Origin of the sequence: Streptomyces sp. NPDC026589, assembly GCF_040638385.1 — a bacterium.
Lineage (GTDB): Bacteria > Actinomycetota > Actinomycetes > Streptomycetales > Streptomycetaceae > Streptomyces.
In genome coordinates, this window is record NZ_JBEZYG010000015.1 from 64182 (window position 1) to 75774 (window position 11593).

The 11593-nt window shown below is 72.6% G+C and carries 11 protein-coding genes; all 11 read left to right on the forward strand.

What is annotated here, in order from left to right; genetic code table 11:
• The first annotated feature begins 35 nt into the window (after positions 1 to 35).
• The 11 genes from AB0F29_RS25180 (at position 36) to AB0F29_RS25230 (ending at position 11569) form a co-directional block, all read left to right on the forward strand.
• On the forward strand, positions 36 to 1160 hold the full coding sequence (locus AB0F29_RS25180; RefSeq protein ID WP_361875963.1) for a TIGR03364 family FAD-dependent oxidoreductase: 1125 nt from the start codon (positions 36 to 38) through the stop codon (positions 1158 to 1160).
• 5 nt (positions 1161 to 1165) lie between these two features.
• Complete coding sequence (locus AB0F29_RS25185; protein ID WP_361875966.1) at positions 1166 to 1924, forward strand: HAD family hydrolase; 759 nt, start codon at positions 1166 to 1168, stop codon at positions 1922 to 1924.
• Positions 1921 to 3165: an ABC transporter ATP-binding protein gene (locus AB0F29_RS25190; RefSeq protein ID WP_361875969.1), complete on the forward strand. Its 1245-nt coding sequence runs from the start codon at positions 1921 to 1923 to the stop codon at positions 3163 to 3165. The genes AB0F29_RS25185 and AB0F29_RS25190 overlap by 4 nt, the downstream gene beginning before the upstream one ends.
• Positions 3166 to 3262: 97 nt before the next feature.
• The gene (locus tag AB0F29_RS25195; RefSeq protein ID WP_361876367.1) at positions 3263 to 4057 is read left to right on the forward strand and encodes a 2-aminoethylphosphonate ABC transporter permease subunit; all 795 of its coding nucleotides are present in this window, start codon (positions 3263 to 3265) and stop codon (positions 4055 to 4057) included.
• The gene (locus AB0F29_RS25200; RefSeq protein WP_361875972.1) at positions 4044 to 4841 is read left to right on the forward strand and encodes an ABC transporter permease subunit; all 798 of its coding nucleotides are present in this window, start codon (positions 4044 to 4046) and stop codon (positions 4839 to 4841) included. The genes AB0F29_RS25195 and AB0F29_RS25200 overlap by 14 nt, the downstream gene beginning before the upstream one ends.
• A 95-nt stretch (positions 4842 to 4936) precedes the next feature.
• Positions 4937 to 5959, forward strand: coding sequence for a 2-aminoethylphosphonate ABC transporter substrate-binding protein (locus AB0F29_RS25205; RefSeq protein ID WP_361876369.1), 1023 nt, complete (start codon positions 4937 to 4939; stop codon positions 5957 to 5959).
• 186 nt (positions 5960 to 6145) lie between these two features.
• Entirely contained in the window at positions 6146 to 7690 is a 1545-nt protein-coding gene (locus AB0F29_RS25210) for an alkaline phosphatase family protein (protein ID WP_361875975.1), read from the forward strand.
• Between the two features lie 74 nt (positions 7691 to 7764).
• Positions 7765 to 8634, forward strand: coding sequence for an HAD-IIA family hydrolase (locus tag AB0F29_RS25215; protein ID WP_018958558.1), 870 nt, complete (start codon positions 7765 to 7767; stop codon positions 8632 to 8634).
• Between the two features lie 177 nt (positions 8635 to 8811).
• Positions 8812 to 9378 carry a hypothetical protein gene (locus tag AB0F29_RS25220; RefSeq protein ID WP_361875978.1) on the forward strand — a complete coding sequence of 189 codons (567 nt, stop codon included), beginning with the start codon at positions 8812 to 8814 and terminating at the stop codon, positions 9376 to 9378.
• Position 9379: 1 nt separating this feature from the next.
• Positions 9380 to 10105, forward strand: coding sequence for a class F sortase (locus AB0F29_RS25225; protein ID WP_361875981.1), 726 nt, complete (start codon positions 9380 to 9382; stop codon positions 10103 to 10105).
• 417 nt (positions 10106 to 10522) lie between these two features.
• Entirely contained in the window at positions 10523 to 11569 is a 1047-nt protein-coding gene (locus tag AB0F29_RS25230) for a glycoside hydrolase family 6 protein (RefSeq protein WP_361876372.1), read from the forward strand.
• Positions 11570 to 11593: the final 24 nt, after the last annotated feature.

Sequence of the window (11593 nt, forward strand, 5' to 3'; positions counted from 1 at the left end):
CGTGCGGGACACCCGTCCCGAGGAACGTGGCCGTCGTGAGAGTCATCGTCGTAGGAGCCGGCGTGGTGGGAACCATGCACGCCTGGCACGCAGTCAGCCGCGGCCACGAGGTCGTACAGATCGAGCGCGAGAGCGAGGCGCGCGGGGCATCGCTCCGCAATTTCGGACAGATATGGGTCAGCGGCCGGGCCGGCGGCGAGGAGCTGGAGACCGCCCTGCGCGCCCGCGAGCTGTGGGAGGCCCTCGGGGAGCGGGTGCCCGGACTCGGCTTCCGGGCCTGCGGTTCGCTCACCCCGCTGCGCACCGCACGCGAGGTCGCCGTCGCCGAGGCGGCCGTCGCCCGGCCCGACGCGGCGGCGCGCGGCTACAAGCTGCTCACCGCCGACGAGGCCCGGGCGCTCAACCCGGCCCTGCGCGGAGCGTTCACCGCCGCCCTGTGGTGCGAGCGGGACGCGGCGGTCGAACCCCGCACCGCCCAACTCGCCCTGAAGGAACACCTGCTGGCCTCCGACCGGTACACCTACCTCGCCGGCCGTGAGGTGCGTGACGTCGTGGGGGCCGCCTCCGTGCGCGACGACCACGGCGACGTCCACACCGGTGACGCCGTGATCCTCGCGACCGGTGCCTGGCTCGGCGGGCTGGTCCGGGAGCTCGCCGGGCCCGAGCTGCCCGTGCGCCGCGTCCGCCTCCAGATGATGCAGACCGACCCGCTCGGCGAACCGCTCACCACCTCCGTCGCCGACGCCGACAGCTTCCGCTACTACCCCGCCTACCGGGGCGAGGCGCTCGATGCCCTCAACGCCGGACAGGCCCAGGACCCGATCGCCGCCGAGCACCGCATGCAGCTCCTCATGGTGCAGCGCCGCGACGGCGGGCTGACCATCGGCGACACCCACGAGTACGAGCACCCCTTCGCCTTCGACACCGTCGAGGAGCCCTACGAGCACCTCACCCGGGTCGTCGAGGCCTTCCTCGGCCGCCCTCTGCCGCGCGTCCGCCACCGCTGGGCGGGCGTCTACGCCCAGTGCACCGACACCTCACGCGTCGTCCACCGGCAGCAGGTGTCCGACGGGGTCTGGCTCGTCACCGGGCCCGGCGGGCGCGGCATGACGTGCTCGCCCGCCATCGCCGAAACGACCGCCGACCAACTGGGCTGGTGAACCACATGACTTCCCCGACCGACATCACGCGTGACCCCTACCGCCTCGTCGTCCTCGACATGGCCGGCACCACCGTCGCCGACGGCGGACTCGTCGAGCAGGCCTTCTCCGCAGCCGCCCAACGCCTCGGCGTGCGCCCTGGATCCGATGAGCACGCCCGCCAACTCGCCTACGTGCGCGCCACCATGGGCGAATCCAAGATCACCGTCTTCCGGCGCCTCTTCGCCGGCGAGCACGGCGAGCACGGCGAGGAGGGCGAAGGCGGCGAAGGCGGCGAGGGGAAGGCCCAGCAGGCCAACATCGCCTTCGAGGAGGCGTACGGAGAACTCGTCGACGGCGGCCGTATCGCCCCGGTCCCCGGCGCCCGCGAGGCCGTCGAGCGGCTCGCGTCCGAGGGCCGCACCGTCGTCCTGACCACCGGCTTCGCCCGCACCACCCAGGACGCCATCCTCGCCGCCCTCGGCTGGCAGGACCTCGTCCCGCTCACCCTCTGCCCCGCCGACGCGGGCGGCCGGGGCCGGCCCTTCCCGGACATGGTGCTGGCCTCCTTCCTGCGCACCGGAGCCGTGGACGACGTCCGGCGGACCGTGGTGGCCGGCGACACCTCGTACGACATGCTCAGCGGCGTACGCTCCGGCGCCGGGATCGTCGCCGGGGTCCTCACCGGCGCCCACGACCGGGACCAGCTGACCCGGCACGGCGCGACCCACGTGCTCGGGTCCGTCGCCGAGCTGCCCGACCTCATCGCGCGGGCCGAGGCATGAGCGCCCCGGCCCCCGCCGCCCCCAGCGGCATCCGCTTCGAGGGCGTCACCGTCGCCTACGGCGGGAACGTCGTCCTCGACCGGCTCGACCTCACCGTCGAACCCGGCGAGGTGATGGCTCTCCTCGGGCCGTCCGGCTCGGGCAAGACCACCGCCCTGCGGGCCGTCGCCGGGTTCGTCCGCCCGGCCTCGGGGCGGGTCTTCCTCGGCGGCCGGGACGTCACCGCCCTGCCCCCGCACCGGCGCGGTATCGGCATGGTCGTCCAGCAATACGCCCTCTTCCCGCACCTCAAGGTCAAGGACAACGTGGCCTTCGGGCTGAAGGCCCACCGCACCCCGAAGGCCGAGATCCCCGGCCGGGTCACCGAGGCCCTCGAACTCGTCGGCATGGCCGCGTACGCCGAGCGCCACCCGCGCGAGCTCTCCGGCGGCCAGCAGCAGCGCGTCGCCATCGCCCGGGCGCTCGCCATCCGCCCCGGCGTCCTGCTCCTCGACGAACCGCTCTCCGCCCTCGACGCCCGGCTCCGCTCCGGGATGCTCGCCGAACTGGCCCGGCTGCACCGGGAGTTGCCGGACGTATCGATCCTGTACGTCACCCACGACCAGGTCGAGGCCCTCACCCTCGCCGACCGGATCGCCGTCATGGACCGGGCCCGGCTCCAGGACTGCGGAACCCCCCAGGAGCTCTACCGCCGCCCGCGCACCGAGTTCACCGCCTCGTTCGTCGGCAACGCCAACCTCCTCCCGGTCACGGTCACCGGTGAAGGAGCCGTCGAGTTCGGCGGCCACGCGCTCGCCGTCCCCACCGACACCGCCGCCCCCGGAGCCACCGCGACCCTCTGCGTCCGGCCGCACCTGGTCGGCCTCGGCGACGGGCCCAACGCGCTCACCGGCAGCGTGACCGAGGTCCAGTGGCGCGGCTCCACCCACCGCGTCCACGCCGACGTCGACGGCCACCGCCTCATGGCCGACCTCCGCGAACTGCGCGATCCCCCGGCCATCGGCGACCCGGTCACCCTGCACTTCGCGGCCGAGGACGCCGTGCTGCTCCCGGCGGGAACGGCGGGAGCAGCGGGAACAGCGGGAACAGCGGAAGAAGCAGGAGCGGCGGGACCAGCAGGAGCAGCAGCAGGAGCAGCAGCAGGAGCAGCAGCAGGATCAGCGGCAGGAGCCGCCGGCGCGACCCGCCACACGAGCCCCGCGTCGGCGCGGGAGAAGGCGGGGGTGGTGCCCGGTGGCTAGTGCCGTCCTCGACCGGAAGCGGACGACGGGCCCCGGGCAACCGGACCCCGCCCCCGCCCCCGCGCGGTCCCGCTCCGTCCCCGCCTGGGTCTGGGCACTGCCGCCCGTCGCCGTCCTCGCGGTCGCGTTCCTCTACCCGCTGGCCCTCGTCGTCCAGCAGTCCGTCACCCCCGACGAGGGCGGCGTCTCGCTCGACCCGTACGCCGACGTCTTCGCCTCCGAGGTCTTCCGCGACGCACTCACCACCACCGTGTGGCTCGCCGTCGGCTCGACCGTGGGATGCCTCGTCCTCGGGTTCGTCCTCGCGCTGATCATCGCGTTCGTCCCGTTCCCCGGCGGGAAGGCGGTCGCCCGGTTCATCGACGTGTTCCTCTCCTTCCCGTCCTTCCTCATCACCCTGGCCCTGCTGTTCATCTACGGCTCCGTCGGGATGGCCAACGGGCTCTGGACCGACGTCACCGGGGCGGCCGAGGGGCCCTTCCACTTCCTGACCACCCCCTGGGGCGTCCTGCTCGCCGAGATCACCTACTTCACGCCGTTCGTGATGCGCCCGCTGCTCGCCGCGTTCTCCCAGCTCGACACCGGACAGCTGGAGGTCGCCTCCTCGCTCGGCGCCGGGCCCGTCCGGATCATCCGGCAGGTCATCCTGCCCGAGGCGCTCCCGGCCCTCGCGGCGGGCGGCAGCCTCGTCCTGGTGATGTGCCTCAACGAGTTCGGGATCGTCCTGTTCACCGGGGCGAAGGACGTCACGACGCTGCCGATGCTCGTCTACAGCAAGGCGATCCTGGAGTCGGACTACCCGGCCGCCTGCGTCGTCGCCGTCGTCAACATCGCGATCTCCGTGGGCCTCTACAGCCTCTACCGGGTGGTGAGCCGTCGTGCTGGTGCATAGCCGGGCCGGGAAGTGGGCCACCTGGGCCGCCTTCCTCCTCCTCTTCGTCCCGCTGTTCGCGGTGCCCCTGCTCGTCATCCTCGCCGCGTCCCTCGCCACGAACTGGTCGGGCGCCTTCCCCTCCGGGCCCACCGTCGAGCGCTACTCCGCCGCGACGAGCGGCGACTCCCTCCAGGCGCTGACCACCAGCCTGGTCACGGCCGTGGCCGCGAGCGTGCTGGCGCTCACCCTCGGCGGCTGGGCCGCTCTCGCCGCCGCCTCTCTCCGTAAGCGCGGAAAGCGGCTCCTGGACGCCCTGTTCATCCTGCCGGTCGCCGTCCCCTCGGTGGTCGTCGGCCTCGCGGTGCTGGTGGCCTACAGCCAGCCGCCCGTGCTGCTCAACGGGACGCGCTGGATCGTGATCCTCGCCCACACCGTCCTCGTCACCGCGTTCGCGTACCAGTCGGTCTCCGCCGCCGTACGCCGTCTGGACCCGATGTACGAACAGGCCGCCGCCGGCCTCGGGGCAAGCCCCGCCCGGGTCCTGTGGCGGATCCGGCTGCCGCTCCTGCTGCCCTCGCTCACCTCGGCCGCCGGGCTCTGTTTCGCCCTGTCCATGGGGGAGTTGAGCGCCACGATGATGCTCTACCCGCCGGACTGGACCCCGCTGCCGGTGCAGATCTTCGCCGCCACCGACCGGGGCTCGCTCTTCACCGGCGCCGCCCTCGCCGTTGTCCTGATGACGGCGACGCTCCTCGTCCTGGCCGCCGTCTCCCGCATCCGGACCCGCGCCTCCTACCGCTGATCCCCACCCCGTACTCCCCCTGGAGAAACCCCATGCGCAACCGCAACCACAACCGCAACCACAACCGTGCCCGTGCCCGTGCTCTCGCCCTCCCCATGGCCGGCCTCGCCGCCGTCACCCTCACCGCCTGCGGCGGCTCCTCCGCCGCGTCCGACGAGAAGTCCGTCACCGTCTACAGCGCCGACGGCCTCAAGGGCGAGAACGGCGACGGCTGGTACGACAAGGTCTTCAAGGACTTCGAGAAGAAGACCGGCATCGAGGTGAAGTACGTGGAGGGCGGCTCCGGCGAGATGGTGCAGCGCGCCGTCCGCGAGAAGTCCAACACCCAGGCCGACGTGCTCGTCACCCTGCCGCCCTTCATCCAGCAGGCCGACGCCAAGGGCCTCCTCACGGCCTACGAGCCGAAGGGCGCCGACCAGGTCGACGGCGCCGACCGGGCGGCCGACGGGAAGTGGACGTCCGTCGTCAACAACTACTTCGGGTTCATCCACAACAAGAAGGAGCTGAAGAGCCCGCCCAGGACCTGGGAGGACCTGCTCGACCCGTCGTACAAGGAGAAGGTGCAGTACTCCACCCCCGGCGTCGCGGGCGACGGCACCGCCGTCCTCATCAAGGCGATGCACGACTTCGGCGGGCAGGAGCCGGCCATGGCGTACCTGAAGAAGCTCCAGACGAACAACGTCGGCCCGTCCGCCTCCACCGGCAAGCTCGCCCCCAAGGTCGACAAGGGGGAACTCCTCGCCGCCAACGGGGACGTCCAGATGAACTTCGCCCAGTCCAAGGACATGCCCAACCTCGGCATCTGGTTCCCCGCCAAGGGCGACGGGAAGCCCACCAGCTTCGCCCTGCCGTACGCGGCGGGCCTCGTCGCGAAGGGCCCGCACAGCGAGAACGGCAAGAAGCTGCTCGACTTCATGCTCTCCGAGCAGGCCCAGCGCGACGTCAGCGCGGTCGGCGGTGGCTTCGCCGCCCGCAAGGACATCGAGGCCACCGACGCCAACGCCGTCGAACTGGCCCGGCTGATGGAGGGCGTGGAGATCTTCGAGCCCGACTGGGCGGACATCGGCGCCAACCTGGACACGTACATCGACGCCTGGAAGTCGGCCACCGGAAGCTGACCGGCCACCTCCCCGCCACGGATTCCTGCGAAGGTCTGGACTCGGCCCCCTGGTCTCGCGAAGGTAACGGGTCTGGTCCAGAGGTGCCAGAAGGTCCAGAAGCTTCATAAGGCAGTTCGCGTAGGCAGTTCATGTAGGCAGTTCACGCCCAGCCCCGTCCGACCCGCCCCCTCCCAGGAGGATCACGTGTCCCGGTCCCTGTCCCGCCGCTCCGTGCTCGCCACCACCGCCGCCGCGGCCACGACCGCCGCCGTCGGCGGCTCCCTCGCCACCGCCACCCCCGCGCACGCCGCGCCGACCCTCCCCGACGGCACCAGCGAGGACAAGGTGCTCGTCGTCGGCATGGACGGGCTGCGCCACGACGTCATCGCCGCCGCCAAGGCCCCGCACCTCAAGTCGATGATGGCGAACGGGACGTACGGCACCTCCCTGCTGTACGCCGATCCGATGGCCGCCACCTCCTCCGGCCCCGGCTGGTCGACCATCTCCACCGGCGTCTGGCCCGACAAGCACGGCGTCAAGGACAACTCCTTCGCCGGGAAGAACTACGGGAAGTACCCCGGCTTCCTCGCCCGCCTCGCCCAGGTCCGCCCCCAGCTCTCCACCTACGCGGCCGTCGACTGGAAGCCCCTGGACGCCCAGGGCACGGTCACCCCGGGCGCCGACGCCAAGCTCGTCCTCGACGGCGACGCCGACGGCTACACCGGCCACGACGCCACCATCGCCGCCGGGACCGAGTCGATCCTCCGGAACCAGAACCCGGACGTCCTCTTCGTCTACTTCGGCCAGACCGACATCGCCGGCCACAACTCCGGTGCGGCCGGCGCCGCGTACCGCGCGGCGATCGACGTCCAGGACGGCTACCTCGGCCGCCTCCTGGCCGCGATCAGGTCCCGTCCCTCCTACGCCACCGAACGCTGGACCGTGATCGTCACCACCGACCACGGCCACACCGACGCCGGCGGCCACGGCGGCAGCGCGATCGAGGAGCGGCGCACCTTCGTCCTCGCCCAGGGCCCCGGCATCGCGGCCGGCGCCCGCCCCGCCGACACCCGCCTCGTGGACGTCGCCGCCACCGTCTTCAAGCAGCTCGGCATCACACCCGACCCCGCGTGGGGCCTGGACGGCAAGCCGATCCAGCAGCGCTCCACCGACCCGTTCGAGGACCTGTACCCCTCCCTCGCCGCACGCGCCGACGAGACCGGCATCCCGGCCGGCGTCCTCGGCTGGACCCACACCGCGCCCAGCGGCTGGTCGGTCGTGAACTCCGCGATGGGCACCGGCGGAGTGGCCGAGTGGCGCGGCTGGTCCTTCGCCACCGACGAGTTCTGGAGCCGCGGCCAGCGCGACCAGTCCCGTGAGCTGAACGTCCGCTCGCGCGGGATCTTCGCGGTCGCCGACTCCGACGAGTGGGCCGACAAGGCCTCGTCGGGCCCGTACGACTCCACGCTCGTCACCCCGGCGTACGCGGTCGGCGGCACGTCCACCGTCACGCTCGGCTTCACCACCCTCTACCGGCAGGAGGGCAGCCAGAGCGCCCGCGTCCTCGCCTCCTGGAACGGCGGCACGCCCGTCGAGGTGAAGCGCTACACGTCCGACGTGATCTCCCAGCCCCAGTCGCTCACCCTGGACGTCCCGTCCGGGGCCGCCAACGTGAGCTTCCGGTTCCACTACACCGGCAGCAACAACTGGTACTGGGTGATCGACGGGGTCAAGGTCACCGCCGCCTAATTATGCTGGGGGTGCCGGGACGGCGTGGTCCGGGCACCCCCAGCACGCAGTGCGTACGGCAGGAGTCCCGACACATGGCAGAGCGCAAGCCCATCTCATCCTGGCTCACCGACATGGACGGCGTCCTCATCCACGAGGGCACCCCCATCCCCGGCGCCGATGCCTTCATCAAGCGGCTGCGGGATTCCGGGCTGCCCTTCCTCGTCCTCACCAACAACTCCATCTACACCGCGCGCGATCTGCACGCCCGGCTGAAGCGCATGGGCCTGGACGTGCCCGTGGAGAACATCTGGACCTCCGCGCTCGCCACCGCCCAGTTCCTCGACGACCAGCGCCCCGGCGGCACGGCGTACGTCATCGGCGAGGCCGGTCTCACCACCGCCCTCCACGACATCGGGTACGTCCTCACCGACCACGACCCGGATTACGTGGTGCTCGGCGAGACCCGGACGTACAGCTTCGAGGCGCTCACCAAGGCGATCCGGCTGATCAACGCGGGCGCCCGCTTCATCTGCACCAACCCCGACGAGACCGGCCCGTCCGCCGAGGGCCCGCTGCCCGCCACCGGTTCGGTCGCCGCCCTCATCACCAAGGCCACCGGCAAGGACCCGTACTTCGCGGGCAAGCCGAACCCCCTGATGATGCGGACCGGTCTCAACGCCATCGGCGCGCACTCCGAGACCAGCGCCATGATCGGCGACCGGATGGACACCGACGTCCTCGCGGGCCTGGAGGCGGGCATGCAGACCTTCCTGGTCCTCACCGGGCTGACGTCCGTCGCCGACATCGACCGCTACCCGTACGGCCCCTCGCACGTCGTCGAGTCCATCGCCGACCTGGTGGACCTCATCGACCTGCCGGACCAGGTGGACCAGGGGAAGCAGGCGGGCGAGGCCGATAGGACGGACAAGGCAGGCAAGGCCAAGGCGGACGGGGCCGCGTAGCCGGACAGCCGCTGACCTGCGCGGACCGCATCCGCAAGCGTCCGAACCGGCGTCCGAACCGGCGTCGGAACCGGCGTCCGAACCGTCCTCGGAGCCGCCGCCCTGACGTCGCTCGAATGGAGGACTGCGGATGCGGGCCGCCGCCGCAGGCGTGAACCTTCCCGTAGGAGGTTCACGATGCGTTCCATGCCCCTCACGTTCTGTGCCGCAGCGGCGGCCGCGCTCATAGCCGTGCCCGTACCCGCCGCTCTGGCATCCCCGGCCGCCCCGGCCGGTGACGACGACCGGCGCACCGGCACCGTCTCGGTCACCCCGTCCACCATCGCCCCGGGCGGGAAGGTGGAGCTGTGGGTCGATGTCTGCGGCAAGGGCCGCGAGGCGACCGGCAACTCCGACGCCTTCTCCGCGGAGGCCCGCTTCCGCCCCGCCGACGACCAGGGCCTCTTCGCCGAGGCCAGGATCCGGGACGACGCCGAACCCCGCTCCTACGACGTCTGGGTGACGTGCAAGGACGGCCGGGGGAAGGCGACCGGCACCCTCACCGTCGTCCACCACCACCGCCCCTCGCCCGCCGCACCCGTCAAGGCGGGCGGCGGAGGAGCCGCCACCCTCGCCGAACGGTCCACCGAGGCCGAGGGCCCCGGCACCCGGCACGCGGTGATCGGTCTGGTGCTCGCCGCCGTCGCGGCCGTCGCCGTCGCCCTGCGCACCTCGCGCCGGCGCCGCGGCCCGGCCGGCAACTGACATGGGAGCCCCGGACCGCCCGACAGGCAACGGGCGACTGCTCACCGGAGTGACCTGGGCCGTGCTGCTGCTCGGCCTGTGGATCTGGGGCCGGGAGGCCGGCGGCGGGCTCGGCGGCCTGTCGGGGCCCACCACCGGCGATGTGGCCGCGGTCGGCCGCCCCCTCGGGGCGGAGCTGCCCCCGGCCCACGAACCGCTCGACGGGGCGCCCCCCGAACGCGTCGAGGTCCCCTCCGTGGGGATCTCGGCCCCCGTCATCACCCGCGGCCTCGACCGGGACGGGGCCATCGACCCGCCCCCGTACGGCATGCCGAAGACCGCCGGCTGGTACGGCGACGGCACCCGGCCCGGCGCGAAGGGCGCGGCCCTGTTCGTCGGCCACGTCGACACCGACACCAAGCCCGCGGTCTTCTACGGGCTGAGCGCGGTGAAGCCGGGGGCCCGGATCGAGGTCGCCCGGACCGACGGCAGCGTCGCGGAGTTCACCGTGGACGACGTCCAGCTCGTCACCCGCGAACGCTTCGACGCGCGGAAGGCGTACGGACCCCGCGAGGACGGCCGGGCCGAGTTGCGGCTGATCACCTGCGGCGGAACGTACGACCACGAAACCCGCTCCTACACGGCGAACGTGGTCGTCTCCGCCTACCTCACCGGCGCGCAGGACGCGCAGGAGGCCGGGGAGGGCGGGGAGCGCGTACAGGCCGTGGGCCACGGAAGCCGCGGCTGACCCGACGCACCACACGCACCACGCGCACCACACGTCGCGCGGCACACGGTCAACCCGGCCCGGCCGGCCGCCTCTCGTGGGGCGTGCGGGCCGGGCCGGTCCTCGACCGCGTGCGCCCGGCCGCGGGAGTCGCCCGGCGCGGTACGGGAGGTCGGTGCGGCGAGGGGTGGGCCGGGCCCGGGTGCCCGCCACTGTAGGGGGAACCGTCGCACGGATGACCGGCTTTGGAACAGGATGTCCGGAACCAGTGCCCCGGTGTGACCGTTGTACGGGTGGGAGCGTGGGTGCCCGGCGGCTGTGCCAGGATGGATCGGACCGGCAGCACACATCGGTGCAACCAGTGAGCAGGGGTCCCCGCGCGTGCGGGGACGGTCCCCAGTGAGCGACAGTGCAGGCAGTGCACCCAAGGGGGAGTGGATGTACGGCAGTTACACCGGCCGGTCCCGGACGCGCGGGCGCGCGGCGGGCCTGCGGACGACCGGTACGGCGGCGGCGCTCGGAGCGGCCCTGCTGCTGGCGGGATGCTCCGGTGACGGGGAGGGCGACGGGAAGAAGAGTGCGCCGACCGTCGAGCAGCAGCCCAAGGACAAGGATCCGTACTGGGTCAACCCCGAGGGCAACGCGGCCCGTCAGGTCGCCGCGTACAGCGAGGACGGCGACGAGAAGAACGCCGAGCTGATCCGGAAGATAGCGCGGCAGCCGGTCGGCGAGTGGATCGGCCCGGACAACCCCGAGGCCGAGGTCAAGGGCGTCACCGAGGCGGCGGCCGCCGTCGACCGGGACGCCCTGCTGGTCCTCTACAACATCCCGCACCGCGACTGCGGCCAGTTCTCCAAGGGCGGCGCCGCCGACGGCAACGCCTACCGGGCCTGGCTGGACGGCGTCGCCAAGGGCATCGGGGACCGCGGCGCCACCGTGATCCTGGAGCCGGACGCCCTGCTCCACCTGGTCGACGGCTGCACCCCCCAGGAGTTCCACGAGGAGCGGTACGACCTCCTCAAGGGCGCGATCCAGCGGCTGAAGCAGCAGCCCGCCACCAAGGTCTACCTGGACGCGGGCAACGCGGGCTGGCAGTCGCCGGACGCCCTGTACCAGCCGCTCCAGCGGGCCGGGATCGCCGAGGCGGACGGCTTCTCGCTGAACGTCTCCAACTTCCAGACGACGGCCGTCTCCACGGAGTTCGGCAAGAAGCTGTCGGAGAAGATCGGCAACAAGCCCTTCGTCATCGACACCAGCCGCAACGGCAACGGCCCCTACACGGGCGGCGACCCCGCCGAGAGCTGGTGCAACCCCCCGGGCCGCGCGCTGGGCGAGGCCCCGACCACACGGACCGGCGACGAACAGGTCGACGCCTACCTGTGGATCAAGCGACCCGGCGAGTCCGACGGCGACTGCAAGGGCGGCCCGAAGGCCGGCGCCTGGTGGCCGGAGTACGCACTGGGCCTGGCCGGCGCCACGAAGTAGCCGGGACACGACGAAGGCCGTGTC